Below are 25,979 nucleotides of genomic sequence, written 5' to 3'. Positions count from 1 at the left end.
AGGTTATGGCCAGAAAACGTTTTGATGATTCCAGTTGCTCCGTCGCCCGTGCCCTGAATGAAGTGGGGGACTGGTGGTCTTTGCTTGTAGTGCTGCATGCCATGTATGGCACCCGCCGCTTTGTGGATTTTCAGCAGGAACTGGGCATTGCACGCAATATCCTGTGTGACCGGTTGGCACGGCTCGTGGACAACGAAGTGCTGAAAAAAGTGGAAGTGGGCGAGCACGGCTCACGCTTTGAATACCGCCTGACCGACAAAGGCCGCGACCTATTCCCCATCGTGATTGCCCTGCGCCAGTGGGGTGACAAATGGAACCCGGCACCGGACCAGGCACCGCTGGATCTGCGGGACCGCGAAACCGGACGCACCATTCCGCGAGTAGAAGTTCAAGACGCCGATGGTAACCCGCTGACGGTTCGTGATGTGTTTGTGCCGAATGGTGACGATGCCAGTCGCGTATCCGTAGGCAAAAAGAAGACGGGCTGACAATCCGCAAAACTACGCTCTCCGTCGATTTTTTGAGTTGAATCAATCCGTCAACGAACTCGCAATTCCGGGTTCGCCACACTTGCGCTATATCAAGTTTCCAATCTCCATACTCCTTAATCTGTATTCATCAATTATTCAGGTTCAAGGAGATGGTTATGTCCCGTACATTCAAGCTTGGCGTTCTTGCCGCAGCGGTTATGGCAGCTGCCCCTGCTGCTCAGGCGTTCGAGGCTGGCGATTTTATTCTGCGTGCTGGTGTAGCTCATGTGGCGCCAGATGATTCCAGCGATTCCATTACCGTAGGTGGCTCTCCACTGCTAAACGGGGCGGATTCTCAGGTCACAGTTGACGCAAACACTCAGCTTGGCCTTCGCGGTACTTACATGTTTACCAGCAACTTAGGTGTAGGTTTACTTGCTGCAACGCCATTTAAGCATGACATCAATGGCGGCGGTGATATTCCAAGCGACGTAAAACTGGGTGAAACAAAGCATCTGCCGCCAACTCTGACCTTGCAGTATTTCCCGATGCAGAGCTCTTCGGCTCTTCAGCCTTATGTTGGCGTTGGTGTTAACTACACAACCTTTTTTGAGGAAAAGACTACGGGCACTTTGGACAGTGTAGTTGCCGCAGAATACTCCATTCCGGGAGCAAGCACTTCTCTGGAGCTTGATGACAGTATTGGGGTAGCCTTCGAATTCGGCTTGGACTATATGTTGAGCGAAAACTTTGGCCTGAACGCAGCGATCTGGTGGGCAGACATTAATACTGATGCCAAAGTCAAAGTATTTGACAACGCCGGTAATTTTGCAGCAGAAACCGATGAGTTCGAAGTCGAAATCGACCCCATGGTCTACATGGTCGGCTTCACTTACAAGTTCTGATTTTCGTGCCCACCGGAAACCTCACAGGGCGTGAGTTTCCGGAAGGTACGTCCTCCAGTGCGGGGCCTTCGGGCCCCGCTTTTTTATGGAGAAAGCTAAATCAGGCGGTTTCGCGCTGGGGCGAACGCCGCGCCTGGCCACCGTTGCCATTCTGACTACGGCCTCCACTGCGACCACCCGGCTTGCTACCAAAACTGCGACCATTACCGGCAGGTTTGCCATTGCCGCCAGCATTGCGGGCACGGCTGGGATCTGGCTTGCCCTTCGGCTTCAGCGGCAGATTGTTTGTCGGCTCGAATCCTTCCATGGATTTACGCGGCAGCTGCTTCTTCAGCAGGCGTTCAATACCCGCCAGCATCTTGCCTTCGTCGGCACTGACCAATGACAGCGCATGGCCACTCTCACCAGCACGACCAGTACGGCCAATGCGGTGAACATAGTCTTCCGGAACGTTGGGCAGTTCGAAGTTCACCACCTGCGGCAGTTGTTTGATATCGAGGCCACGGGCGGCGATATCAGTGGCTACCAGTACGCGTACTTCGCCCTGCTTGAAGTCTGCCAGTGCACGGGTGCGGGCACCCTGTGACTTGTTGCCATGGATAGCGGCAGCGGTAATACCGTCGCGCTCCAGCTTCTGAGTCAGACGGTTGGCGCCGTGCTTGGTGCGGGTAAAGACCAACACCTGCTCCCAGCCGTTGTCACGCACCAGCTTGCTCAACAGAGCCGTTTTCTGGCTCTGGTCCACCGGGTAGACGGACTGCTTGATGCTTTCCGCAGCAGTATTGCGGGCAGCGACTTCAACCTGAACCGGGTTGTCCAGCAGGCCTTCCGCCAGCGTACGAATCTCGTTGGAGAAGGTAGCCGAGAACAGCAGGTTCTGACGTTTGGCCGGAAGCAACGCAAGAATCTTGCGGATGTCACGGATAAAGCCCATATCCAACATACGGTCGGCTTCGTCCAAAACCAGGATTTCCACTTCGTTGAAGCGAACAGCGTTCTGTTGATACAGGTCCATCAGACGGCCAGGTGTCGCCACCAGCACGTCCAGACCCTTGCGCAGCTTCATCATCTGCGGATTGATTTTCACGCCACCGAAAACCACGGCGGACTTGGTAGGCATGTACCTGCTGTACAGAGTCACACTGTCGTGTACCTGCGCCGCCAGCTCACGGGTCGGTGTCAGGATAAGAACGCGGGGGCCCTTACCGGTGCGCGGGTTCTCAGCCAGGCGCTGCAACAATGGCAGGGTGAAGCCTGCGGTTTTACCGGTGCCCGTCTGGGCGGCTGCCATCACGTCCCTGCCGGAAAGTACGGCGGGAATGGCCTTGGCCTGAATAGGAGACGGGGTTTCATAACCCTGGTCGGCAGTGGCACGAACCAGCTGCTCGGACAAACCGAGTGAAGAAAAACTCATATTAGATAACTCTTGATTATTCTGCCTCCACGAACACCACTGTGGGCGAATGCGGGCAGATGCCATGAAGATTCATGGAATAAAAAACGACTACAGTCACACTCCGTTAACGGGGCGACGTCCTCTGACAGGTCGTATGGATAGTTCGCAAGATGGCCAAAGCCGAGTACTGCGGAGTCCTTAGAGGCAGGATGCTGGGCACACTAACAGAGTGGTTCGGGAATAGCTATAGGTGGTTGTTTCGTTGGCAGGCGCCGGATAGGCCGAATGGAACTCCCATCCATATTACGGGTCATTAGGCGCCGTACCGTATACAAATTCCGCTGCCGATGACCGGAGAATTCATGCTCAGTGTAGGCGTTGGTCCCTTCAGCCTTTCTATGGGACATCTGTTGCTTGTTCTTGCTTTTATCGTTGCCCTGATCGTCGGGGCATTGGCCGGCCGGAAGGAAAACCTCCCGATATCCGGCGCTCTGGCGGATATTTTCCTGGCTGCCATGGTAGGTGCGCGGATCGGCTTTGTGGTCCGTTACTTTGAACACTACCAGGGTGACTGGCTGGGAATCATCGACATTCGCGACGGCGGCTTCGACATAGTGTCTGGCCTGGCAGTCGCGTTGGCCATCACCGGCTACCTGCTCTGGCGGCGCAACAACATCCGGCGGCCACTGGGTTACGCTGTGGCCTCTGGCCTGATGACATGGGCCTTCACCACCGGCGTCATCGCGTTGATCAACAACCAGACCCAGGGGTTACCCGAGGTCGCCCTGACCGACCTGAACGAACAACCAGTCAGCCTCGACGCCCTCACCCAAGGGCAGCCCACAGTGGTAAACCTCTGGGCCACCTGGTGCCCGCCCTGCATTCGCGAAATGCCGGTACTGGAAGAAGCGCAAGGCCGTTACCAGGGAATCAACTTTGTGTTTGCCAACCAGGGCGAACATCCTGAAACCATCAGCCGGTTTCTCAATGAACAGCAACTGGATCTGGAGCATGTGCTCAGCGACCGGCAGGGTGGCTTCGGCCGCGCCGCCGGCAGCCATGGCCTGCCAACCACTCTGTTCTATAACGCTAAGGGAAAACTGGTGGACAGCCACATGGGTGAACTATCCAGAGCGAGCCTGGCCCGGGGCCTTGAACGCTTCGACGCCAGCCATCTCGAACCATCACCTGCGGCAGTACTTAATCAGTAGCAGCTTTGGCAAAGCCGGCGAGCGCGCCCTTAACTTTTTCAATCACCTCATCACAGCCCTCAATATTGTGGCGCTTCTTGAGGTACCCGGGGTCGTTGTAGCCCAGCCAGACGACCCCCTCACTGTCCTCCCAGATCAGCGCTTTCTGCGGCAGATCGATAGCAACACTCTGGGCGCACTGCATCAGTGGCGTACCAACCTTGGGATTTCCGAAAATCACCACCTCGGTGGGGCGCAAATCCAGCCCCGCCTTGTCAGCGCCTTCAGCGTGGTTGATGCGGTTCATCACCCTCATGCCCTTGTCTTTTAGCACTGATTCCAGCTTGTCCGCTGTCGCCTCGGCACTGTGACTGCTTTTAACCGTCACCATGCCCTCTGCCGCTATCACAGACAGGGGAAGTGCCAAAATGACCATGGCTACCAGGCGCCTGAATACTGAAAACATCAGTCTCTCCTTCAGTTTGAAACCGTACCGACAGCATAGGCCAGTATGCAAAGCACTGCCTACATCGGTAATGGACTATAGTGATACATATTGGTTACAGACCCGTAATGAAAAAGTGAATCCAGATAATAAGAGGCCCTTGATGACTCCAAAGCTAATTGGTGTGCTGATGCCGTATTTGTTCGTTATCGCTGGTTGCAGCCAGGGTGATGCCACCTCCCTGAACAACGATGAATCTGTAGAACCGCTGGCACCACCGGAGGAAACCGGCGTTCTGGAGGTTGCTACCCGAAACGGCTCCACCACCTATTATCTGGACCGCCATGAAAACCCTATCGGCCCCGAGTACAGCCTGATTGCACAATTCGCGGAGAGCCAGGGTTGGCAGGTCAGCTGGACGATGCACGAGTCCACCTCAGAAGTGCTCAAGGCACTGGAATCCGGAGACACCCACATTGCGGCAGCCGGGCTGACCCATCTGCCCTCCCGATCTGAAAACTTCGTCCGCGGTCCGGCCCATACCGAGGTGACAGAGCAACTGGTTTGTCACCGGGAAATGCGACCAATGCCCCGCAAGCCCGAAAGCATCGCTGGCGTCGGAATTGCGGTTACCGCAGACTCCAGTTATGTGGGAACACTGAACCGGCTTGCCGTTGAGAATGAGGGCATTGAGTTCAGCGAGGACGAAGAGCGCACCACAGAAATATTACTGGCTGCAGTGGCAGAAAAATCGGTTGATTGCACAGTCGCCGACTCCAACATTGTTCAGGTGATGCGTCGCCACTTCCCTCATCTCGAGGTGGCGATGAACCTCAACACCGGCAACAACCTGGGCTGGTATCTGCCTGCCGGTTCAGAAGAACTGGCAGGCACCGCCCGCGAGTGGATGAACAGCACTGCAGGGGATGAAGCCATCGGCTATATGGAAAGCCGGTACTACGCCTACATTGGAGAGTTTGATTTCGTAGACCTGAGGGCATTGAACCGCCGCATTGACGACCGCCTGCCAAACTTTATCAACCGCTTTTCCGAGGCCGAAGCCACCACCGGCATGCCGGCGGACCTTCTGGCGGCTCTCTCCTACCAGGAATCCCACTGGGACCCTGCGGCGGTATCACCAACCGGCGTACGCGGCATCATGATGCTTACCCGGAACACGGCGCAGTCGCTGGGTGTTAGCAACCGCTTGGACCCGTCGGCTGCCATCGATGGCGGCGCCCGCTACCTGGCCGACCGTCACCGCCGGCTTCCGGATACTATCCCCGAGCCGGACCGGACTTTTCTGGCACTGGCCAGCTACAACATCGGCCGCGGCCACCTTCTGGATGCCCGCCAACTGGCGCGGGAACTGGGTAAAAACCCGGATTCCTGGGATGATATGAAAGAGGTATTGCCGCTGAAAGCCGACAAGCGTTACTACCCGAGTACCCGTTACGGTTATGCCCGTGGCTATGAGCCGGTGCACTACGTACAGCGCATTCGTAACTATCGGGATGTCATCAGCGCGTCGTTTGAATCAGCGCGGCCTCAGTAGACCTTTTCTGCGCCTTTCGGACGGGTCTTGAAGCGTTTATGCAACCACAGGTACTGATCGGGTTGTTCGCGAATCGTGTCTTCGATGTAGCGGCTCCAGGCTTCTGTGTCACTCTGTTTGTCCGCTCCAAACTCTTCCTGGATCGGTGAAAAGGTAACCCGGTAGCTTCCGTCCGGCATTCGCAGATGGCTTACACAGAGGACCGACGCACCGGATACCCTGGCAATGTAGCTGGGAGACGTTATACAACCTGCTTCTGTGCCGAAGAACGGCACGAAAAGCTCGGTCTTCTTGCCAAAATCCTGGTCGCAGGCAAACCAGACTTCACCGCCCTTTTTCAGAAAGGACACCAGCGGCCGCAATTCACGCTTGGTGAAAGGCCGGATACCGAAATGGCGCCGGCGGCCGTTTTCAATCATGCGATCGATAACCGGATTGTTATTGGGGCGGTACATATAACCCGGCTTTTTCAGATGGCAGGCAATCAGCGGCAACGCGAAATCGAAAATGCTGTAGTGCCCGCCGATCAGCAGCACACCCTTGCCTCTGGCCTGAGCCTCCTTCAAGTGCTCCAGCCCATGCACTTCAGCTTCCTCGCAATACCCCGACATGTCCCGCCACCAGGCATGAATGCTCTCCAGAAAACCACGGGTACAGGCAACGAAATTGTCCCGCACCAGTTGTTCACGGGCCGCTTCGTCGAGCTCGGGGAAACAGGTAGCAATGTTGGTATTGGCCACTTTGGCCCGGGATTTAAGCTTGCCTTCCAGAAAACGGCCCAGCCGCCGGCCAAGGCGCTGTTTGGTCGTCATCGGTAACAGGGAAAGCAGGTAGAGCGTGAATACCAGAAGCCACGAAGGCCAGAATGCGGGATGCCACAGACGCCTGCTGTTGCTGTTCTTACTGCCGGACATACATCATTGCCTGTTCAAAAGCGAGTTTGGAGCCTGCCATAGAATCCGCGCAAAGTGTACTTCCAAATGTGACCGGAAAACTGGTCCCACTGCCCTCAGGAACCGAACAGGGCAGGCTTTACGCTTTTTCCACTGGCCGAATACCATCGAACTCCAGATAACCATCTTCGATCGCTCCAAATCTCAGAGTTTTTACATCTGCTTGATAATTCTGGGTAACCCTCCAGGGGTCATGGGTTCCCTGGCGTGGCAGGCGATCATCCGCGCGACGAATGTATCCGGAGTCCAGCCCTCCCATCACTGTACCCTCGCCACGGCTATCGCCGGTATCCCGGGGCACACACACCTGATTGCCATGGGTGTCCATATGGTTCAGCAGTCGACACAGGTATTCCGCGGCAATATCGACTTTCAGGGTCCAGGAAATATTGGTGTAACCGAAAATCATGCCGGCATTGGGCACGCCTTCGACCATCACATTCTTGTAAATGACCTTTTCCCGCAAAACCACGGGCTGGCCATCAACTGCCAGATCCATGCCCCCGAGCATCTGGATATCCAGCCCCGTGGCCGGAATGATGATATCCGCCGCCAGTTCCTGGCCGGATTTCAGCCGGATACCCTGCTCTGTGAAGCTGTCAATGTGATCCGTTACAACCGACGCCCTGCCAGAGCGGATGGCCCCGAACAGATCACCATCCTTGACCACACACAGGCGCTGGTCCCATGGGTTGTAGCTGGGAGAGAAGTGGCTCATATCAGCCTTGCCGGCCAACTGCCGACGCACCAGTCTCAGCATCAGCCGGCGCATGATTCCCGGGTTCTTGCGCGAGCGGTTGTACAGGAAACGGGCAACGGCCACATTTCGCGCCCGGGTCAGGCGATAAGCAAGTTTCGCCGGAAACATTCGCTGGAGAAGCATCGCCAACCTGTCGTTTGACGGCAGCGGCATCAGATAGGAAGGCGAGCGCTGCAGCATGGTGACGTGTGCAGCCTCCTCCGCCATGGTGGGTACCAGCGTTATGGCCGTGGCTCCGCTACCGATGACCACCACGCGTTTACCTACGTAGTCCAGGTGTTCCGGCCAGTGCTGAGGGTGCACAATCTGGCCCTGGAAACGGGCTTCACCGGGGAAATCCGGCTTATAGCCGGTGTCATAGTTGTAATAACCGGTGCAACCGATCATGAAACCGGCGGTGAAGGTGAGAGTCTCACCTGTAGCCTCTCTTACTGCTGTCAGCGTCCAGCATTTGTCGGTACCGGACCATTCAGCCCGTTTCACTGCAATCCCATACTGGATGTGCTTTTCGATATCGTTTTCTGATGCGGTTTCACTCAGGTACTGTTTGATAGAAGGGCCATCCGCCAGCACCTTGCCACTGGTCCACGGGCGAAAATTATAGCCGAAGGTGTACATGTCGGAGTCGGAACGGATGCCTGGATAACGGAAAAGATCCCAGGTGCCACCCAGGGACTTCCGGCGCTCGAGAATGGTGAAAGACTTGCCCGGGCACTCCCGCTCGAGGTGACAGGCCATACCGATACCGGATACACCAGCCCCGATAATCAGTACGTCGACATGTTGCTTGTTCATAACTATCCCTTGCCGGAAACCAATAACGGCAATTCCGCCCTCTCATCGAGACATTCATCGGAACCCATTTCAAATTCCCGACAAATCCAGGGCCGATTTTCATAAATCGTGCACATGAACGTTTCTCGATCTATTGCAGAGCACCAACCATCCGCCAGTCGCAACATGGTTTCACCACCCCATTCATCGACAGCAATATGCCGGTCGGGAACACCGGTGTCGGAAATAATCATGACTTCCAGACGGCAGCAACAGGCCTGACAATTAGAGCAGGAGACTTCGGGGTTCGTTATATTTTTGATGGGAATAGACATGCGTCTATCTTATCAGCTCGGCTGCGTGCCGCAGAGGAGTTGTAAACAGCGATAAAACCACTGGGTATACAGACGCTTTACGACCATTTACGGACTGGCGGCTGGTAGTTTTTCAGGGCTGACACCAGTGCCTCCGGCTGCTGTTCCACAATCACCATATCTGCATACTCCGGCTTGAGAAAGCCCGCGCCAGACATCTTGCTGATGAACGCCAACAATTCATCGTAGTAGCCGTTGACGTTGTAGAAGGCACAGGGCTTGTTGTGATAACCGAGCTGTGCCCAGGTCCAGGCTTCGAAAATTTCGTCCATGGTACCCGGGCCACCAGGCAGCGCCACAAAAGCGTCTGCCATGTCTGCCATCAGCGCCTTGCGCTCATGCATGGAGCTGACTACGTCCAACCGGGTCAAACCTTTATGTGCCAACTCCCGGTCCCGCAGGGACTCCGGAATGACGCCATACGCCTCTCGGCCGCCCGCCAGCACGGCATCGGCCACTACGCCCATCAGGCCGACATTGCCGCCCCCGAAAACCAGGTCCAGGCCCTGACTGGCCATGTAACTGCCAAAATCTCTGGCGGCATCAGCAAACTGTTTGTCATTGCCCCGGCTGGAGCCACAAAACACTGCGATCTTCATGAGGAGTTCCTGTGACTGGATTCGTTGTTTGGCCTGATCGGTAATATACTGTCAGATACCGGCCAGGGACTGCCAGCATCACGTCATGGATTTACTGAACTGGGCAACAACGATAACGATCCGGGACAATTGCCATCAATTTTTTCAACACGCTCAAAAGCCGATTGATCCTCCTGTTTGGTGGCCTGGTTCTGGTTGCAACCGCCGTAGCAACCTGGCTAATCTCGAGCCTGGCAGTGGAAGAAGTGCGGAAATCCACCAGCCAGAACCTGCAGGAAGTCGCCGTGCAACTTCGCGACAAGATCGAGCTGGATCTGCACGAGCGTTACACTGACCTCAGCATTGCTGCTGCCATTACAAGCCAGTCCATCCTGGGTGACCAGTCCGTCAGTGTTCCCTCTATGGTAAACGCCTTGCAGGATCATTTTCCCAGCTATGCCTGGATTGGCCTGGTATCCCCCAGCGGGACTGTTATTACCAGCACCGATAACCTGCTTCAGGGCATGGATGTGTCGGAGCGGCCGTGGTTCCAGGCAGCCGCCGAGGGACCCTATCTGGGTGATGTCCATCCGGCAGCCCTGCTGGAGTCCAGGCTTGAAAATCCGTCGTCTTCGCCACTGCGGTTTGTCGATATTGCCGTACCACTATTCGCCGACGACAACTCGTTACTCGGCATTCTCGGCGCCCATCTGTATCTGGATTGGGTTGCGTCAATCGGTGAGTCATTGCTGGCCCCCCTGCAGAAGCGTTTGCAGACAGAACTGATGATAGCTGATCGCGATGGCAATATTCTGATCGGACCGGAAGACAGTATTGGTATGCAGATACCCGAAGCCCTGGCGAAAAAGGCAGATACCGCTCCCTCAGGCTACCTGACTGGCGCAATGGCGGTCGGTGAAGCTTCCGGGGCCCAGGGAGACTACCTGACCGGATTCAGCCGGCTGCGTGACAGCGAAGAATACGGCGGCTTCGACTGGTTGGTGATCGTGCGCAAACCCGCATCCACCGCATTTGCACCCGCCAATGAGCTTCGCCTGACATTGATCACGACCGGCTTTGCAGTGGCGTTGATGCTGATTTTCTTTGCATTTTTCGCAGCCCGCTGGATCACCCGACCCTTACTGAGAATGACCGAAGAAGCCAGAAACCTGGACCCGGATCAGCCCGCTACTCTGATCAAGCAAAGGGACGACTACGAAGAGGTGAGCACCCTCTCCTCCACGCTTAGAAACCTGATCCTGAGCCTGACCGCCAGAACCCGGGAGATGAACGAGCTCAACACCACCCTCGAGCATCGGGTGGAAGAGCGCACCCGGGAACTGGAAAGTGCCAATGCATTGCTGGAGGACGAGATAGTCCAGCGGGAAGCCATGCGGCGGGAACGGGAGCGACTGATCCGCCAGCTGGAAGAAACCGTGCGCACCGATGCACTTACCGGCCTGAAAAACCGCAGACACTACTTCGAATTGGGCGAGACCGCAGTGAAGAAATCCATTCGCTCTGGTGCGCCGTTGTCAGCCATCATGTTCGATGCTGACTACTTCAAAAAGGTAAACGACACATACGGCCACGGGGTTGGCGACAAGGCGCTGGTCCATCTCAGCAGGTTTGCACAGGAAACCCTCAGGGACATCGATGTGCTTGCCCGTGTGGGCGGCGAGGAGTTTGCCGTGCTTCTGGAGAACACCGACGAACAGGGCGCAGGTGAAGTAGCGGAACGGCTCCGGAGCGCCATTGAAAGCAATCCGCTCCCCCTTGAGCGGGGCCGCCTGACCCTGACCATCAGCGCTGGCGTTGCCTCCTTCCGGCCCGACCCCTCCGATGACCTGGATACCCTGCTACTCTATGCCGATAAAGCGCTCTATCAAGCCAAGGCCGGTGGGCGTAACCGGGTTTGCCTATACTCCGAGATCCAGCAGGCAACAAACAGCTGATTATCCTCTATCAATACGGTTCCCTTTCCATGAAGACTGTTTTTTCATCCCTGCACAACCGCCGTACGGCCACCACTGAACTGGACGGCGGCATCCTCATCGCGCCCCATGAGAAGCCGTCGCGGGCGGAAACCATACTCGGCCGGGTGAAACAGGAGCAACTGGGGGAGGTGCTCCCACCTCAGGAGTTTGGCCTGGAGCCTATTCTCCGCGTACACACGCACGACTATGTCGCCTTCCTGCAGCAGAGCTGGAACGACTGGGCTGCCGAGGGCAAGCCGGGAGAGGCCATTCCCGCCGTCTGGCCCGGCCGGGGCATGCGGCACAGAGTACCGAAAGACATCGACGGCCGCCTGGGCTATTACAGCTTTGCCGCCGAAACCTCCATCACCGAAGGCACCTGGGACGCCGCCTGCGCTTCCGCCAATGTGGCACTGACCGCGCAGGCCCTGGTGGCGGACGGCGAATCCGCCGCCTTCGCGCTATGCCGCCCGCCCGGCCACCATGCCCACGCTGACCTGTTTGGCGGCTACTGCTTCTTCAACAATGCCGCAATAGCCGCCCAGGCCTTCCGGGATCAGGGCGCCCGGCGGGTGGCTGTGCTCGATGTGGACTTCCACCACGGTAACGGTACCCAGAGTATTTTCTACCAGCGTGACGATGTACTGAGCATCAGCCTGCACGGCGACCCGGACCTGGTCTTCCCCCACTTCCTGGGCTTTGAGGACGAAACCGGGGAAGGTCCCGGTGAGGGTTTTAACCTCAACATTGTCTACCCGCCAGGCACGCCCTTCAGCGTCTGGCGTGAGGGGCTGGAAACCGCCTGTGCCCGCATAGCCGCGTATCAACCGGACGCCCTGGTAATCGCACTCGGCGTGGACACCTTCGAGGACGACCCGATTTCCTTCTTCAAGCTGACCTCCGCGGACTACCTGCTGATGGGTGAACGGCTGGGGCAGCTGAACCTGCCAACCCTGTTTACCATGGAAGGCGGATACGATGTGGATGCTATCGGTGTGAACGTGGTGAACGTGCTGAAGGGATTCGAATCAGTCCGGCTATGAACCGGACTCTTTCAGTTTTTCAAAGGCTTCCGGGTACCGTCGTTTCATCCGGGCCAGCCGATAGATGGTGATGAAATTGGTGACCACCACCATGCCCTCTGCCAGTGTGCCTCCCACCGAACCGATAACGATGTTGTTCAGCATCCAGGCAATGGCAGCCGCCATCAGCATCAACCGCATTGGAATGCCGCGAAGCATAAACATGCCCACTGTGCCGAAGATAGCAGCAGCAATAGCGAAGAAATCCACCGGGCTACGCCAGGTCAGCGCCGCCGCCACCAGGTTCACCGCCAGCACCGCCAGCATTACCTTCCAGCTGCCGAGATAGTGCCGGGCCAGCATGATACGGCCGATGACCAACAAGCTCAGGATGGCCGCTGTCCAGCTGCCAAACAGGGCAAACTGCGCGGCGAAGGCCACGTTGGCCGAGATCAGCAGCACCATCAGGCGGTCGTCGCGCTTGCTGGCAAAACCGACGATGCAAAAGCCAAGCGCGATCAGGCTGACCGCCTGGCCCGCCATGTCGGTATAACTCATTCCCTCAAGCATGGCGGACAACCAGCCACAACAGGGAATGGCTTTGCAGGCGCCGAATCACCGTCTGCGATAATCCGGGTCCGTCCAGCAAAGCGGCAGGGATTCCCCGGACGGAAAGTTCAGGCTGGATTTTTCAAAAGCCTCCGGGTCCTGGGCCTCCTCACCGAAGTGCAGGCTGCCCTTTACTGTCGTTTCGTTGGGATCAAACAGCGCCTTGGTATCCAGCACCTCGATCATGTGACCAGTCGATTTTTCGGCGAGAAACATAAAGCCCTCCCGGATTTCCATGATGATGTAAGAAACGGTCTAGCTCGCTAACTCTATCTTCCTGAAGTCGAGTGTATTCTCTTTGGGCGAGGCTTCAATGCCCATCACTTCGGAACGACGCTTCATAACAATGTAGACGAAGCAGCTGAAGTACAGCGCAATCACCAGTGCGCCGACCCACTGGATGCGCAGGAAATCAAGTTGGAACAGCAGGGTCAGGCCACACATGGCAACCAGGTTGCCCAGGTAGTACTTGCCCTGGCCCAGCCGCCTGGCGGTCAGGTTCAGGTTGTCGGTGTAAAGCCTTATCAGCGAGTCCAGTGAGTTGATCACCATCAGGATACCCACCGTGATCATCGCGATATTGATAAACGCGGCAATGTTCAGGCCCTCGGCATGATAGTGATACAACACCGAGAACCAGGTGCCGATGGCAATCGACGGAAACACCAGCATGGCAATCATCAGCTGCCAGGTCCGCAGGCCGCTGACGAAACGGGCGGTGAACTGGCCGATCATGATGCTCCAGGAGAACCACCAGAACAGGTAAAACTCGTGGTAGTCATTCAACGGCAGCATGAAGTGATGCAGGTTGGTGAAGTATTCACCGATCAGGCCCGCCGTGCCGAAGAAGTCCCCAACGCTGCCATTTCCGGTCAGGAAGGCACGCCCCCACATCACCGCAATCAGCGCGATAAACAGCCAGCTCGAACTCAGACTGAGTATCTTTACATATTTGATTTTACTGCTGGAATGCACCGCCGCAGCAATTGCCGCAAAGACGATCAGATAGAAGGTGGGCACCACGGTTTCACCGTCACCAATTTCCGGCAGGTACCAGGGCAGGTTGACCAGCAACAGGAACGCGGTAAAGGCACAGGTACCAATGATCACTGCATTATTAACCACTCTCACCAGCGGGATGTCGAAGAACTTCACCCGCGGCTCGATCACGCAGAAGTAGAAGCAGGTAAGGAAGTAAAAACCCCAGATCAGGAAGGCCCAGAAGCCAAACTCAACGGCCAGAGGGTTGGCAAATCCATACTCCGGGCTGGCGCTCAGGTCGCCATAGCCGGCAAATTCCGTCAGCGGGAACATGATCAGGCCCACATCCAGGCCGGAGGTAAACAGGATGGCAATGAAAGTGAACGTACGCACCGGCGTCACGCCGATGACTTTCAGGTCCCACCATTTGAACAGGATCAGCGCGATGGCCGCGAAGGTGAAAATCAGGCCTGTGGATAACCAGAGTGTCATACACACCTCCGGGCACAGGAAATCGCTAGTTTATCGGACACCATGGGTGTTCCTCCTCTACTTTGAAGCAAATGCTCATTCGAATCGGACAAAACCTGCCGGGTATGGTCAGGCGAGGTCGCGTCTGGCCCCTCCGGGGCGCTGGCGATCTTGCCATTGCTCATCCATTGCCACGGGGGCATCAGACGGATTCAGCGGCTCCAGGCCACGAATAAGATCAGCGGCACGCTCCGCCACCATGACGGTGGGGGCATTGAGGTTGCCGTTGGGAATGCTGGGGAAAATGGACGAATCCACCACACGCAGGCCAGCCAGGCCATGCACCCGGGTATCCGGGCCCACCACGGCGTGCTCGTCTCCCCCCATCTTGCAAGTACAGGATGGGTGGTAGGCGCTTTCCACCGCCTGGCGGACAAAAGCGTCGATTTCCTCATCGCTCTGCACATCAACACCGGGCTGAATCTCCGGGCCTCGATAGGCGTCCATCGCCGGCTGATTGATGATTTCCCGGGTCAGGCGCACGCAGTCACGGAAGCCTTCGCGATCATCCTCATGCTGCAGATAATTGAACAGGATGCGCGGCGGCTGGCGCGGGTCGTCTGACTGCACGTACACCGAACCACGGCTCTTGGGCTTGTTGTGGCCGATATGCAACTGGAAGCCGTCGCCGTCGAAGGCTTCCTTGCCGTCGTAGCGCATGGCCGCAGGCAGGAAGTGATACTGCAGGTCCGGCCATTCGACACCGGCTTTCGAGCGAATAAACCCGCAGGATTCGAAGTGGTTGGTGGCCCCCAGGCCATCCTTCTTCAGCAACCAGCGCACACCAATTTTGAGCTTGTTCCACCAGTCCAGCTTGCCATTGAGGGACACCGGCTGTTTGCAGCGGAACTGGAAGTAAAACTCCAGGTGATCCTGCAGGTTGCCGCCAACACCGGGCAACTCGTGATTGACCGGAATTTCAGCTTGTTCGAGCACCGATCGGTTGCCAATGCCAGAAAGCTGCAAAAGATGAGGCGAACCGATGGAGCCGGCAGAAAGGATGACCTCTCCGGAGGTTTTCACATCCACGAGCTTGCCGTCTTTCTCATAGCGCACGCCAGTGGCCTGTTTGCCATCCAGCAATACCCTGTGCACCAAGGCATGGGTGACGACGGTGAGGTTGTCGCGATCCATGGCGGGGCGCAGATAAGCGTTGGCGGTGGACCAGCGGCGGCCGTTCTTGACGGTCATGTGCATGGCACCGAAGCCTTCCTGACGGGCGCCGTTGTAATCTTCCGTGGCGAAATAACCGGCATCTACGCCCGCATCCACAAACGCCTGGTAGAGCGGATTCTGCATGTTATTGCCGTTGTTCACGCCAAGCGGGCCCTGGTCACCACGGTATTCATCACCACCGAAGGCCCAGGTTTCCGCCTTTTTGAAATAAGGCAGGCAGTGGCGGTAGTCCCAGCCATCGGCGCCCTGCTGTTGCCATTCGTCGAAATCACGGGCGTGGCCACGCACATAGACCATGCCGTTGATGGAGGAGGAGCCGCCCAGCACCTTGCCCCGGGGGCAGTGCATGCGGCGGTTATCCAGGAAGGGCTCCGGCTCGGTTTCAAATTGCCAGGCGTATTTTTTGGTGTTCATGGGGATGGACAGCGCGGTGGGCATCTGGATAAAGATGCTCTTGTCGCTGCCGCCGGTTTCCAGCAGCAGAACACGGTGGCGGCCATCCTCGGTAAGCCGGTTGGCCAGCACACAACCGGCAGACCCGGCCCCGACAATGATGTAATCGTAGATTGCTTCTTTCATACGCAGCTCCCGACAGCCCGGTTAAAAAGGGCTGTCGATATCCTCCATTCCCACATACACCGCTTTCAGCTGGGTGTAATGGTCGAGCGTGACGCGGCCGTTCTCGCGGCCAATACCAGACAGCTTGTAACCACCCACCGGCATTTCTGCAGGTGAGGCTCCGTAACTGTTAACCCAGCAAATACCCGCCTGGATACGGTGGATTACGCGGTGAGCGCGGCGGATATCGTTGGTGAACACCCCGGCGGCCAGGCCGGTATCGGTGTTGTTGGCACGGCCGATCACTTCCTCTTCATCAGAGAACGTCAACACCGACATCACCGGCCCGAAGATTTCCTCGCGGCAGATGGTCATGTCATCGGTGCAATCGGTGAAAATGGTCGGCTCCACGAAATACCCACCCGGGGCAGAAGCCGGCTTTGCCGCCTTGCCACCATGGCTGAGGGTGGCGCCTTCGGCGATGCCCTTTTCGATGTAGTCCAGTACCAGCTGTTGGTGCTTGCTGGAAATCAGCGCTCCGAAATTGGTATCAGGATCTGTCGGATCGCCCATGCGAATGTTGTTCAGCGTCCGCTCCAGCAACCGGTTCGTGAATTCGGAATACACAGCCTCATGCACAAATACCCGGGTACCATTGGTGCAAACTTCGCCCTGGGTATAGAAGTTGCCCAACATCGCTGCGGAAACGGCATTTTCAACATCCGCATCGTCGAAGATAATCAGCGGTGATTTACCGCCCAGCTCCATGGTGACGTCTTTCAGGGTTGAGGCAGCCGCTGTCATTACCTTCTTGCCAGTACCCACTTCCCCGGTGAAGGACACCTTGGCGATGTCCGGGTTGTGAGTCAGCCAGGCGCCCACGTCACCCGCGCCCTGAACCACGTTGAACACACCCGCTGGCACCCCTGCTTCGGTAAAGATCTCTGCCAGCTTCAGCGCCCCCATCGGCGTTTCCTCAGAGGGCTTGAAGATCATGCTGTTACCCGTAGCCAGCGCCGGGGCGGACTTCCAGCAGGCGATCTGCAGCGGGTAGTTCCAGGCGCCGATACCGGCACACACACCCAGGGGCTCTCTGCGGGTGTAGTAGAAGTCGCCCCCCAGGTCCTGCTGGTTACCCTCAACTGACGCTGCCAGGCCGGCAAAATACTCGAGGGTATCGGCGCCGGTAACCACATCCACTACCTGGGCTTCTTGCCACGGCTTACCGGTGTCTTTCACTTCCAGTGTCGCCAGCTCATCATTGCGTTCCCGCAACAGTGCCACGGCCCGTTGCAGGATGCGGCCACGCTGGGCACCGGTCATCGCAGACCACACTCTGAAACCCGCCTGGGCACTGTCAATCGCCGCCTGCTGGATGGATTCATCGGCAATTTCCATTTCATAGATCACCTCACCCGTGGCCGGGTTCACAACCGGAAAGGTCTCGCCGGAGGCGTTGGCCAGAGGCTGGCCGTTGATGAAATTCTGATAACGGGGCAATGCTGTCATGGGGTTCAAACCTGAGCTGGTGAATTCGTTGACGTGTTGAGCGCATTCAAGGCAAATCGCTTGCACAGCTTTTCCGCCGCGGCGAAACCTTCCTGGGGGTCCGTACTCAATGCACTGCGTAGCCAGAAGCCGTCAATCATCGCGGCCATCTGGCGGGCGGCCTCGGTAGCGGCCTGCTTTGGTAGCCGCTGTGCAAAGGAATACCGCAAATTACTGTACAACCGGGCATTGTTGATCTGCTGCAGGCGTTGCAGTCCTGGCTCGTGCATGGAGCGGGCCCAGAAGCTGAGCCAGGTTTTTGCCGCCAGGTCGGAGCGCTGGAACTCGGAAAAGTTGGCTTCCACGATGCACTGCAGGCGCTGCTCCGGCGAGCCATCGGTGCGTGCCATGCGCTCCCGCAACTCCCTGCCCAGCTGGTCCAGCAGATAGCGAAGAGCCGCCTCGATCAGCCCCTGCTTGCCGCCAAAATAGTGGCTGATAATACCGGACGACATACCGGCACGACGGCTAATGGATATGATCGTGGTGTTCTGCAAACCCAGTTCGGCAATCGATGCCATGGTGGCATCAATCAACTGCTGCTTTCGGGTGTCTTTGACTCCAACAATCGGCATCGCGTTCTTGGCCTGCACTTTCGTTAATTGAACGTTCAATTAAAATAAAGTGTACAGAAAGCAATCTCCCTGTTCAACCCGGCGTCGGAAACCATAAAAAAACCCCGCTATCCGGAAGCCGGATAACGGGGCTGAAAAACACGAACTGTTTAGGGGTCAGCCGTGTGTGAACCTGTTTTCAGGCAGACGGTTCAGGCCGCCTGGTCATCGCTCTCATCAACGGAGTTGCGGATCAGGAAATCGAATGCGCTAAGGGCGGCTTTCGACCCTTCGCCCATGGAGATCACGATCTGCTTGTAAGGCACGGTAGTCGCATCTCCAGCGGCAAAGACGCCCGGAATTGAGGTTTCGCCACGCTCGTCGACGATGAGCTCGCCATGCTGGCTCAGCTCAATGTCGCCTTTCAGCCACTCAGTGTTGGGGATCAGGCCGATCTGGATGAACACACCCTCCAGGCCAACGTGGTGCTCTTCACCAGTATCCCGGTCCTTGTAGTTCAGGCCGCTCACTTTTCCGTTCTCGCCCAGGACCTCGGTGGTCTGGGCAGAGGTCAGGATTTCCACATTCTTCAGGCTGTGCAACTTCTTCTGGAGTACGTCGTCCGCCTTCATTTCAGAGGCGAATTCCAGCAGTGTGACGTGGCCGACAATGCCAGCCAGGTCGATAGCCGCTTCCACGCCGGAATTGCCACCGCCAATCACCGCTACACGCTTGCCCTTGAACAACGGGCCGTCACAGTGCGGGCAGTAAGCCACACCCTTGTTGCGATATTCCTCTTCGCCGGGTACGCCCAGCTGGCGCCAGCGGGCACCCGTAGAAAGCACCAGGGTGCGGGACTTCAGTGAAGCGCCATTGGCCAGGCGCACTTCGTGAAGGCCGCCCTTGCTGGCCGCCGGAATCAGCTTCTCGGCACGCTGCAGGTTCATGATGTCCACGTCGTATTCTTTAACGTGCTGCTCCATGGCCGCCACCAGCTTGGGGCCTTCGGTGTAAGGCACGGAAATCAGGTTTTCGATACCCATGGTATCGGCCACCTGGCCACCAAAACGCTCAGCTACAATGCCGGTGGAAATACCCTTACGCGCCGCATAGATAGCAGCGGAGGAACCGGCGGGGCCGCCACCGACCACCAATACTTCGAATGGGTCCTTGTGCTTAAGCTTCTCGGCCTCGCGGGCTTCGGCACCGGTATCCACCTTGGCAATAATCTGCTCCAGGGTCATGCGTCCCTGGCCAAACGGCTTGCCATTGAGGTAGACGCTGGGAACCGCCATCACTTCACGCTGCTCCACTTCATCCTGGAACAGGGCGCCGTCAATGGCCGTGTGTTTGATCTTCGGGTTCAGCACACTCATCAGGTTCAGGGCCTGGACCACGTCCGGGCAGTTCTGGCACGACAGCGAGAAATAGGTTTCAAACTCGAATTCACCATCCAGTTCTTTCACCTGATCGATCACGTCCTGGCTGGCCTTGGGCGGGTGGCCGCCCACTTGTAGCAACGCCAGCACCAGAGACGTGAACTCATGCCCCATGGGAATACCCGCAAAGCGCACGCCAATGTCGGCACCAATGCGGTTGATGGCAAACGAAGGGCGACGCACATCCGGCGACTCTTCCGTGCGCAAACTGATCTTGTCAGACATCGGCTCGATCTCGTCCAGCAACTGCTTCAGCTCCTGGGACTTATCGCTGTCGTCGTAGGCTGCAACCAGCTCGATCGGCTGCTGCAGCTTTTCCATGTAGGCGTTCAACTGCTCCTTGATACTGGCATCCAACATGCGTTTTCTTCCCCTCCGGATCTCGTGAAACTGAATGTGCGAACTCAGGTTGAGTCGCGAATCAAATCTGGGTGAACGATACGGCCCAGCCAGGCAAAGCTCAAATTAATTGATCTAAAGTATTTGATAGATTATTGCTATACAACTTTTTAAATCAATCGGATAGAAACAAAGAAGGCCCGCAAAGCGGGCCCTCTTACCGGTTTCATTATTGCCGAAACCTTAGATCTTGCCGACCAGGTCCAGTGACGGAGCCAGAGTCGCTTCACCTTCTTTCCACTTCGCCGGGCATACTTCGCCAGGATGGTTACGAACATACTGGGCTGCTTTTACCTTGCGCAGCAGGTCGTCCGCGTCACGGCCGATACCTTCGGCAGTGATTTCCATCGCCTGAATAACGCCATCCGGGTCGATCAGGAAGGTGGCGCGGTCCGCCAGGCCCTGGCCTTCACGCATGACACCAAAGTTGTTGGTGATGGTGCCGGTCTGGTCGCCAACCATGAAATAGTTGATCTTGCCGATGGTCTCTGAGCTATCGTGCCATGCCTTGTGTGTGAAGTGCGTGTCGGTGGACACAGAGAACACTTCCACGCCCAGCTTCTGAAGCTCTTCATACTTGTCAGCCACGTCACCGAGTTCGGTCGGGCACACAAAGGTGAAGTCGGCCGGGTAGAAGAAGAATACTGACCATTTACCTTTTACATCAGCCTCGGAAATTTCAACGAACTCGCCCTGTTTGAAAGCGGTTGCGTTGAACGGCTGAATTTCACTGTTAATCATACCCATAAGAACTATCTCCATTTGGTTAATGCTGGCATAGGCTAACTTGAAGCCGCCACACTAGACGTCTGACCAAAGATAATCAAATTGATTGTTTTTAATTGTTTGATAGGTAACTGCTATCTATTTTGCGGAGGGGGCTTATCAGATTTGGCAAAGGGGCCCGCAGGGCCCCTGAAACAACGATATTTGTCAGGCAGTCTCCACCTGCTGTCTGGCTGAATGGAACAAAATCGGGTTGGCCTGTCGGTTCGGTAAATCTGCCTTTTCCGCTGGCGCTTCGGCCACTTCGAACACATGGTAAGCTTCAGGGCCGAAGGGATCGAGTGCGGTGTCCAGATACTGGTAACTGACAGGTACCGGATCACCCGAGAACACCACGACGAATTGCCGCTCTACCACCGGAATAGTAACGTTCAGTGGTTGCTCCACCCACAGGTAGACCCCTTTCTGGGGCACTACGTATTCGCAGCGAACCACGCGGTAACCTTCCCGCAGTTTCAGCGTGTTGGCTTCTTTGCCGCATTCGAGGCGGAACTTATGGATCGTTTTCATGGCCGGTTCTCCTTCTAAAGGACTCCCGGACATCATCCACAAACAATGATTCGAAAGGAATGCCATTTTTTCGTGTTTATAGTTCGTTTTTTTCGATCTTATCATCAAGCTCGGGGCGTTCCCGCAACAACTCCGCCACTGCCGCATTATGGCTTCCCCTGGCACGAGTCACTCCATACAGGGTGTCCCTGACCTCCTGAATACTGGCCACATGCACCACCTGGTATTGTCGGCAAACCTCATCACGGATGGCAGTGGGTGCGGCGAAGTAACCCAGCCCCTCACGCCCGAATACCTTGATCAGAGCGCTGTCGTCCACCTCGGCAACCACTTTCACCCGGATATTCTGGCTGGCAAACCAGTTCATCAGGGCGCTGATGTACGGGGCATCAAAAGAGGTCGCCAAAAAGGGTTGCCGGTCAAGACTGGTGGGGAAATCAGCTGAAAGCGTACGCGCCAGTTCCGGGGCCGCAAACAGTGACATAGAGGAGCTGGCCAGCCGATGACTGCGGAACTGACTGGCCTCGCCTGACGGAGGCTGGCGGTCGGTCAGCACAATATCGAGCTCTCGCTGGCCAAGGCGCTTCAACAGAGCGGAGGGGTCGCCGGAACGGCAGCTCAGGCGTACCTCACGGGAAAGTGACAGGGCGGGCGCCGTCAGATGATAAGCAATCAATTTGTGAATCGAGGCAGCAATGCCGACAGACAGACTCAGGGGCCTGTTTTCCGGTGGTTGCCGTAGCACATCCGTCAGCGCCTGTGCAGTCTGGAACATGTCATCGGCATAGCTGAACACCGTCTGGCCGAAATCCGTCAGTTGCAGCGCCCGGTTGGCTCGCCGGAACAGGGCATTGCCCAGGGTGGATTCAAAAGTCGCAAGTTGACCGCTCAGGGTCTGTGGTGTCAGGTCCAGGCTCTCTGCCGCACGCACGATAGAGCCTTCCCGGGCTATCACCCAGAAATAATGAAGGTGGCGAAGGTTCAAATTATCCATAGACAAAATAAGTCAAGAGGCCGTAAAGCCCCTAGGGTAGCGAAGGAACCCGATTCCGCCTACTGTAGCTTTCTACAATCCTGCCTGCGCCAGTGTCTGATAAAAACTGATATTGCGTTCCAGCGCCTGCTTCGCCAACTTGCATCGCTCCCGAACACTAACCTTACCGGAGCGGGCAACACACAATTTTTCATTGAGTGCGTCGTGCAGTGGCACCTGATATCGCTTGGACAGATAATACTGATCAGCCGCGTAGGCATCTGGCAAATCCAGTTCCACTAATTTGATCACGGCTGTTCGCATCAGTGACTTACGTTGCTCTTCATCCATCACCACGTGCTGATCCAGATACCGTGTTGCTTCACTCAGTGCACTGAATGTCGCGTCTGGCCTTCCAATAAAGGCAGCTGCCATCTTCGCCGCTTGCTGATGGTCGCCAAGATCAACCAACCCACGGAATTTGATCAGTTGCAGATGGAGGTTGTCCGGCTCGCTTACCATCGACCGATCGACAAGCTGAAAATACGCTGCACTGGCTGGCTCCAACTCGTGAATGGTTCTGAGGGAGGTCACGGGCTTCAGCACTTCCGGATTAATACCCAGTGACGTGAAAGAGCGGGCCAATGTGGCCGGTTCAAGTCCGTAGATCACAGACCGCGCAATCTGACGACGTTCCTCGGAAGACAGATACTCTCTGCCATCCATATCGTCGGATACCGTTGTCAGCCATCTCTGAATCTGGTTATCGCTGATCTCGACCTCCTCTTTCTTTATCTTCTTGGCCATCGCCTCACCCATTTCCTCATAGGCAGAGCCGGCAACCGGGATTGCCTCTTTCCCTTTCCTGAGTTTGGTCAGTAAAGCAATCATTGCCATGGGGCTGTAACGGGACTTTTCCAGTATTTTTGCCGCCAGCAGATCGGCTTCTGTTTCCTGTTGCCGATTCCACTGTGTGAAGCCGGCCGCCGCTATCAGGGCATCTGTGGAGCCCCCCAAGCGCATAGTGGTCTCCCTGGCATCTTCATCGTTGCTGAAAAGGGAAACAGCCTGGACCAGGTCGGTCAGGCCCTTGGCGGCGGATTGCATTTCATTTTTGCTGTGGTGGTCCAGCCAGAGGTGCGAAAGCTCATGGGCGAGCAAAGCCGCCACTTCGTCGCGGGTGTCCAAATACTCCAGAGTACCGGCCTGAATTACGATGGTGCCATGGGGATAAGTGAATCCACCGAAGCTGTAACTCGGCCCGATCCGGACTTGGCAGCGGCAGGGTTCTCCCGCCCAACTCTGTGACAGTTCTTCGGCGATAGCCTGAAGTTCGGCCGTAACGGAAGCGGCCGCCAGGGGGGCAACACTGTCACTTCGTAACAATACTGCATCGGCCATTGGGTCGAGGCCACTTCCGTTGTGCAGGGCCGCTCTGGAGACGAGTTCATCCAGGTGCTTCTGGCGCAATTCGCCATCTTCAGACCACTCCTCGGATTCGTAAGGAGAGGTGCTGCAGCCTGCAAGCAACAAGCATAGAGAAAAAACCAACCCCACAGTCTGATAGCGTCTCATCACTGACACTCCCCTTCAACGCCGCGTGCGCTGGCAATCCGGTAGTCGTCGGCAAAGACAACCTGGGATTGGTCACAAACGACAACAGGCTCTGTGGAGCCGGTGATCACAACTTCTGGCACATAAACCCGGTAACCCTCTCCTTCCGGACCGTTGAACACGTATTGACCGCGTTCCATTCCGGTTATATCCAGAGGAAATACCAGCTCCAGTTCACCTACCGACACCGTAGAACCATCGGGTGTAGTGACAAAAGCATGTTTCTGATCGTGAAATCTCTCAATTTTCAGGGACTCAGCGAGCAGCGGGTTACTCGATGCTAGCAGCAGGGCAAACAAGCTAACGTAGCCTCTCATGTTCTATCTCCTTCCGTTCGCGACGAACGACAATCAGTAACAGCGGTATCAATCCAATCAGATCCGCCAATCCTCCCGGGGTGCGGTGGAAAACGATTGCCAACTGGTAAAGCAACACCAGAGCAATCAGCACCAACACCGTTTCACCCAGTTCCAGTAAAATTTCCGGAATCTCCCAAGTGTTCTCTTCTTTCCATCGCCACTCCAGAACGCGCCGCGCCAGCCAAACAGCTGCAAGCAGCAAAAGGGGCCAAACCAAAAACACGTCAACAGGCAATGACCATTGGGGCGGTCCGTTAAAGCCGAGATTCAGTTCCAATCCCAGGGGCTTGAAATAATCCGCCTGGAAATGAAGAAGGTTTCGCAGAGCCTCGGCATGGAGATAAACGCCAGGCAGGCGGCCGGGTGTGGGCGGGTCAAACAGATCCCGGGCCGACGGCAGGGAGACACCCACCATGGCAATTCTGGGGGTGTCGCACGCATTGGGACCGTCACTATCGAAAAGTGGTTTGCACTCTGACCCACTGAAGAGAACGTCCTGCAAAGTGGCCGTTGGTAGCGGCGGGCAGACGTTGCGTGTATTTTCATCGATGATATCAGGGCCAACCAGGTTCCTCTTGATAACGACCAGCAACTCAACCCACGCTGGATACCACGTCTCATCCAATGTGCGTGGCATGCAGCCTATGGAATCTGACTGATGTTTGGAGGGCATTCCCCAATTCAGATGCATACCAGAAGGTTCCGGTACGAGCCAGGCCTCCTCGGCTCTGGACAGGTCTTCACAAGCCATTGGGCCGGCTTGCCGACAGAAGGCCTGATACCCGGCAAACGCCAGGCTCGGTTCCTGGCGACCATCCGGGAATACATGGTTCAAAGGGTAACCATCGCCGTAGCCAGACCAGCCCGTCAGCCCCAGATCCGAGACCGCATTTACAAGTGGCTGTATTGAATCCTCCAGGTCCTCCGGGTCTGATCCGGCACTCAGAATGACTTCCAGCCCGGCATGCTCGCGAAAATAATCCAGTCGGGTAACCAGGTCATTAAAGCTGCCATCAAGACTGCGCTTACGGTAAAAGGTAACGTCGAAGATGATCGTTCCATATCCCCGTCGCCGGAGCGCATCGATCAACATCAAATGATCGCTATAGGCGAGCGGCCAATCGTTCGCTCTCAAATAGCCGACGCCTTCGCGAGAAAGTTCGCGAATGGATCTGTCGTCAATGAGTATGACGTCCACGAGGTCGGCGGAATCCAACCCCTGCCCACGTGCCAGATCACGAGTGTAGAAGGGGGATACCATCCGGTCGAAGGCATTAGTGATGGCCTTGCTGGTGCTGGAACCAATACCGAATGGATCAGCTAACACCAGCACATAACCAACCAGCAGCACCAGCCAATGGCGCCACAATATTTTCAGCAATGACAGTAGCTTGTTGCTAATTGGCACTCGGGCCTCCGCATCGGGACCTAGTCCCGGATAGCCCGCACTGCGGAAGCGAGCGTTTCAAGAGTGCTTAATCAAGCAACTTTCAAGCCTTTGGTTAATTATTAATCTATTTTTGGGAGCTTAGGGCGTGCCCTCC

General features: G+C 56.4%; 25 protein-coding genes. 6 read left to right on the top strand and 19 right to left on the bottom strand.

The annotated features are described in order from the left end of the window. The first annotated feature begins 5 nt into the window (after positions 1-5). Both M8010_RS02280 and M8010_RS02275 read left to right on the top strand, forming a co-directional pair. Positions 6-488 carry a winged helix-turn-helix transcriptional regulator gene (locus M8010_RS02280; protein WP_250087686.1) on the top strand — a complete coding sequence of 161 codons (483 nt, stop codon included), beginning with the start codon at positions 6-8 and terminating at the stop codon, positions 486-488. Positions 489-646: 158 nt separating this feature from the next. Next, positions 647-1,375: an OmpW/AlkL family protein gene (locus M8010_RS02275; RefSeq protein ID WP_250087685.1), complete on the top strand. Its 729-nt coding sequence runs from the start codon at positions 647-649 to the stop codon at positions 1,373-1,375. Between the two features lie 100 nt (positions 1,376-1,475). Here M8010_RS02275 and M8010_RS02270 read toward each other — a convergent pair whose 3' ends face one another. Next, positions 1,476-2,789, bottom strand: a complete 1,314-nt coding sequence (locus tag M8010_RS02270; protein ID WP_250087677.1) for a DEAD/DEAH box helicase — start codon at positions 2,787-2,789, stop codon at positions 1,476-1,478. 344 nt (positions 2,790-3,133) lie between these two features. Here M8010_RS02270 and M8010_RS02265 point away from each other — a divergent pair, with 344 nt between their 5' ends. Further along, positions 3,134-3,982, top strand: coding sequence for a TlpA disulfide reductase family protein (locus M8010_RS02265; protein WP_250087658.1), 849 nt, complete (start codon positions 3,134-3,136; stop codon positions 3,980-3,982). On the opposite strand, the gene M8010_RS02260 is transcribed toward M8010_RS02265, so the two are convergent. Then, positions 3,972-4,427, bottom strand: a complete 456-nt coding sequence (locus tag M8010_RS02260) for a DUF302 domain-containing protein (RefSeq protein ID WP_250087641.1) — start codon at positions 4,425-4,427, stop codon at positions 3,972-3,974. The genes M8010_RS02265 and M8010_RS02260 overlap by 11 nt on opposite strands. A gap of 142 nt (positions 4,428-4,569) precedes the next feature. Between M8010_RS02260 and mltF the strand changes: the two genes are divergently transcribed. After that, the gene (mltF, locus tag M8010_RS02255; protein ID WP_250087640.1) at positions 4,570-5,961 is read left to right on the top strand and encodes a membrane-bound lytic murein transglycosylase MltF; all 1,392 of its coding nucleotides are present in this window, start codon (positions 4,570-4,572) and stop codon (positions 5,959-5,961) included. On the opposite strand, the gene M8010_RS02250 is transcribed toward mltF, so the two are convergent. The 4 genes from M8010_RS02250 to M8010_RS02235 form a co-directional block, all read right to left on the bottom strand. Beyond that, positions 5,955-6,875 carry a lysophospholipid acyltransferase family protein gene (locus tag M8010_RS02250; protein WP_250087638.1) on the bottom strand — a complete coding sequence of 307 codons (921 nt, stop codon included), beginning with the start codon at positions 6,873-6,875 and terminating at the stop codon, positions 5,955-5,957. The genes mltF and M8010_RS02250 overlap by 7 nt on opposite strands. Positions 6,876-6,993: 118 nt before the next feature. Beyond that, on the bottom strand, positions 6,994-8,469 hold the full coding sequence (locus M8010_RS02245) for a flavin-containing monooxygenase (RefSeq protein ID WP_250087636.1): 1,476 nt from the start codon (positions 8,467-8,469) through the stop codon (positions 6,994-6,996). 2 nt (positions 8,470-8,471) lie between these two features. Continuing rightward, entirely contained in the window at positions 8,472-8,783 is a 312-nt protein-coding gene (locus M8010_RS02240; RefSeq protein WP_250087634.1) for a YkgJ family cysteine cluster protein, read from the bottom strand. 77 nt (positions 8,784-8,860) lie between these two features. Next, positions 8,861-9,421 (bottom strand): LOG family protein, encoded by a 561-nt coding sequence (locus M8010_RS02235; RefSeq protein WP_250087619.1) that lies wholly within the window; start codon positions 9,419-9,421, stop codon positions 8,861-8,863. A 164-nt stretch (positions 9,422-9,585) separates the two neighbouring features. Here M8010_RS02235 and M8010_RS02230 point away from each other — a divergent pair, with 164 nt between their 5' ends. Both M8010_RS02230 and M8010_RS02225 read left to right on the top strand, forming a co-directional pair. Next, positions 9,586-11,355: a sensor domain-containing diguanylate cyclase gene (locus M8010_RS02230; RefSeq protein ID WP_250087618.1), complete on the top strand. Its 1,770-nt coding sequence runs from the start codon at positions 9,586-9,588 to the stop codon at positions 11,353-11,355. A gap of 29 nt (positions 11,356-11,384) precedes the next feature. Next, positions 11,385-12,419: a histone deacetylase family protein gene (locus tag M8010_RS02225; protein WP_250087616.1), complete on the top strand. Its 1,035-nt coding sequence runs from the start codon at positions 11,385-11,387 to the stop codon at positions 12,417-12,419. On the opposite strand, the gene M8010_RS02220 is transcribed toward M8010_RS02225, so the two are convergent. From M8010_RS02220 to M8010_RS02160, 13 genes are all read right to left on the bottom strand, one after another. Then, complete coding sequence (locus M8010_RS02220) at positions 12,414-12,968, bottom strand: YgjV family protein (protein ID WP_250087614.1); 555 nt, start codon at positions 12,966-12,968, stop codon at positions 12,414-12,416. The two genes, M8010_RS02225 and M8010_RS02220, sit on opposite strands and share 6 nt — an antisense overlap. Positions 12,969-13,013: 45 nt before the next feature. Continuing rightward, entirely contained in the window at positions 13,014-13,223 is a 210-nt protein-coding gene (locus tag M8010_RS02215) for an acetyltransferase (RefSeq protein WP_250087606.1), read from the bottom strand. A gap of 39 nt (positions 13,224-13,262) precedes the next feature. After that, complete coding sequence (locus tag M8010_RS02210) at positions 13,263-14,480, bottom strand: BCCT family transporter (protein ID WP_250087604.1); 1,218 nt, start codon at positions 14,478-14,480, stop codon at positions 13,263-13,265. 108 nt (positions 14,481-14,588) lie between these two features. Then, entirely contained in the window at positions 14,589-16,274 is a 1,686-nt protein-coding gene (gene betA, locus M8010_RS02205; protein ID WP_250087595.1) for a choline dehydrogenase, read from the bottom strand. Between the two features lie 21 nt (positions 16,275-16,295). Then, positions 16,296-17,762: a betaine-aldehyde dehydrogenase gene (betB, locus tag M8010_RS02200; protein ID WP_250087592.1), complete on the bottom strand. Its 1,467-nt coding sequence runs from the start codon at positions 17,760-17,762 to the stop codon at positions 16,296-16,298. Positions 17,763-17,767: 5 nt separating this feature from the next. After that, positions 17,768-18,376 (bottom strand): transcriptional regulator BetI, encoded by a 609-nt coding sequence (betI, locus tag M8010_RS02195; protein ID WP_250087589.1) that lies wholly within the window; start codon positions 18,374-18,376, stop codon positions 17,768-17,770. 191 nt (positions 18,377-18,567) lie between these two features. After that, positions 18,568-20,154 (bottom strand): alkyl hydroperoxide reductase subunit F, encoded by a 1,587-nt coding sequence (gene ahpF, locus M8010_RS02190; protein ID WP_250087583.1) that lies wholly within the window; start codon positions 20,152-20,154, stop codon positions 18,568-18,570. A 222-nt stretch (positions 20,155-20,376) separates the two neighbouring features. Next, positions 20,377-20,940, bottom strand: coding sequence for an alkyl hydroperoxide reductase subunit C (gene ahpC / locus M8010_RS02185; protein ID WP_191966879.1), 564 nt, complete (start codon positions 20,938-20,940; stop codon positions 20,377-20,379). A 186-nt stretch (positions 20,941-21,126) separates the two neighbouring features. Next, entirely contained in the window at positions 21,127-21,489 is a 363-nt protein-coding gene (locus M8010_RS02180; protein ID WP_250087570.1) for a DUF7352 domain-containing protein, read from the bottom strand. Positions 21,490-21,565: 76 nt separating this feature from the next. Beyond that, positions 21,566-22,483 (bottom strand): LysR family transcriptional regulator, encoded by a 918-nt coding sequence (locus M8010_RS02175; protein ID WP_250087567.1) that lies wholly within the window; start codon positions 22,481-22,483, stop codon positions 21,566-21,568. A 72-nt stretch (positions 22,484-22,555) separates the two neighbouring features. Then, entirely contained in the window at positions 22,556-24,037 is a 1,482-nt protein-coding gene (locus tag M8010_RS02170; protein ID WP_250087565.1) for a M48 family metalloprotease, read from the bottom strand. Beyond that, entirely contained in the window at positions 24,037-24,393 is a 357-nt protein-coding gene (locus M8010_RS02165) for a hypothetical protein (RefSeq protein ID WP_250087563.1), read from the bottom strand. Before M8010_RS02165 ends, M8010_RS02170 begins: the two co-directional genes overlap by 1 nt. Then, entirely contained in the window at positions 24,377-25,843 is a 1,467-nt protein-coding gene (locus tag M8010_RS02160) for a CHASE2 domain-containing protein (protein WP_250087561.1), read from the bottom strand. The genes M8010_RS02165 and M8010_RS02160 overlap by 17 nt, the downstream gene beginning before the upstream one ends. Between the last annotated feature and the right edge of the window lie 136 nt (positions 25,844-25,979).

The organism is Marinobacter sp. ATCH36, assembly GCF_023555055.1.
GTDB lineage: Bacteria > Pseudomonadota > Gammaproteobacteria > Pseudomonadales > Oleiphilaceae > Marinobacter.
This window is presented reverse-complemented; position numbering and strand designations above follow the sequence as displayed.

Excerpts from the sequence above, each read along its gene's own strand:
- M8010_RS02235 (WP_250087619.1), bottom strand. The coding sequence starts at position 9,421 with ATGAAGATCGCAGTGTTTTGTGGCTCCAGCCGGGGCAATGACAAACAG.
- M8010_RS02225 (WP_250087616.1), top strand. The coding sequence starts at position 11,385 with ATGAAGACTGTTTTTTCATCCCTGCACAACCGCCGTACGGCCACCACT.
- M8010_RS02210 (WP_250087604.1), bottom strand. The coding sequence starts at position 14,480 with ATGACACTCTGGTTATCCACAGGCCTGATTTTCACCTTCGCGGCCATC.
- M8010_RS02260 (WP_250087641.1), bottom strand. The coding sequence starts at position 4,427 with ATGTTTTCAGTATTCAGGCGCCTGGTAGCCATGGTCATTTTGGCACTT.
- M8010_RS02275 (WP_250087685.1), top strand. The coding sequence starts at position 647 with ATGTCCCGTACATTCAAGCTTGGCGTTCTTGCCGCAGCGGTTATGGCA.
- ahpF (WP_250087583.1), bottom strand. The coding sequence starts at position 20,154 with ATGTTGGATGCCAGTATCAAGGAGCAGTTGAACGCCTACATGGAAAAG.
- M8010_RS02170 (WP_250087565.1), bottom strand. The coding sequence starts at position 24,037 with ATGAGACGCTATCAGACTGTGGGGTTGGTTTTTTCTCTATGCTTGTTG.
- M8010_RS02280 (WP_250087686.1), top strand. The coding sequence starts at position 6 with ATGGCCAGAAAACGTTTTGATGATTCCAGTTGCTCCGTCGCCCGTGCC.
- M8010_RS02175 (WP_250087567.1), bottom strand. The coding sequence starts at position 22,483 with ATGGATAATTTGAACCTTCGCCACCTTCATTATTTCTGGGTGATAGCC.
- M8010_RS02220 (WP_250087614.1), bottom strand. The coding sequence starts at position 12,968 with ATGCTTGAGGGAATGAGTTATACCGACATGGCGGGCCAGGCGGTCAGC.
- M8010_RS02250 (WP_250087638.1), bottom strand. The coding sequence starts at position 6,875 with ATGTCCGGCAGTAAGAACAGCAACAGCAGGCGTCTGTGGCATCCCGCA.
- M8010_RS02180 (WP_250087570.1), bottom strand. The coding sequence starts at position 21,489 with ATGAAAACGATCCATAAGTTCCGCCTCGAATGCGGCAAAGAAGCCAAC.
- M8010_RS02270 (WP_250087677.1), bottom strand. The coding sequence starts at position 2,789 with ATGAGTTTTTCTTCACTCGGTTTGTCCGAGCAGCTGGTTCGTGCCACT.
- M8010_RS02165 (WP_250087563.1), bottom strand. The coding sequence starts at position 24,393 with ATGAGAGGCTACGTTAGCTTGTTTGCCCTGCTGCTAGCATCGAGTAAC.
- betA (WP_250087595.1), bottom strand. The coding sequence starts at position 16,274 with ATGAAAGAAGCAATCTACGATTACATCATTGTCGGGGCCGGGTCTGCC.
- M8010_RS02265 (WP_250087658.1), top strand. The coding sequence starts at position 3,134 with ATGCTCAGTGTAGGCGTTGGTCCCTTCAGCCTTTCTATGGGACATCTG.
- M8010_RS02215 (WP_250087606.1), bottom strand. The coding sequence starts at position 13,223 with ATGTTTCTCGCCGAAAAATCGACTGGTCACATGATCGAGGTGCTGGAT.
- mltF (WP_250087640.1), top strand. The coding sequence starts at position 4,570 with ATGACTCCAAAGCTAATTGGTGTGCTGATGCCGTATTTGTTCGTTATC.
- M8010_RS02240 (WP_250087634.1), bottom strand. The coding sequence starts at position 8,783 with ATGTCTATTCCCATCAAAAATATAACGAACCCCGAAGTCTCCTGCTCT.
- ahpC (WP_191966879.1), bottom strand. The coding sequence starts at position 20,940 with ATGGGTATGATTAACAGTGAAATTCAGCCGTTCAACGCAACCGCTTTC.
- betB (WP_250087592.1), bottom strand. The coding sequence starts at position 17,762 with ATGACAGCATTGCCCCGTTATCAGAATTTCATCAACGGCCAGCCTCTG.
- M8010_RS02245 (WP_250087636.1), bottom strand. The coding sequence starts at position 8,469 with ATGAACAAGCAACATGTCGACGTACTGATTATCGGGGCTGGTGTATCC.
- betI (WP_250087589.1), bottom strand. The coding sequence starts at position 18,376 with ATGCCGATTGTTGGAGTCAAAGACACCCGAAAGCAGCAGTTGATTGAT.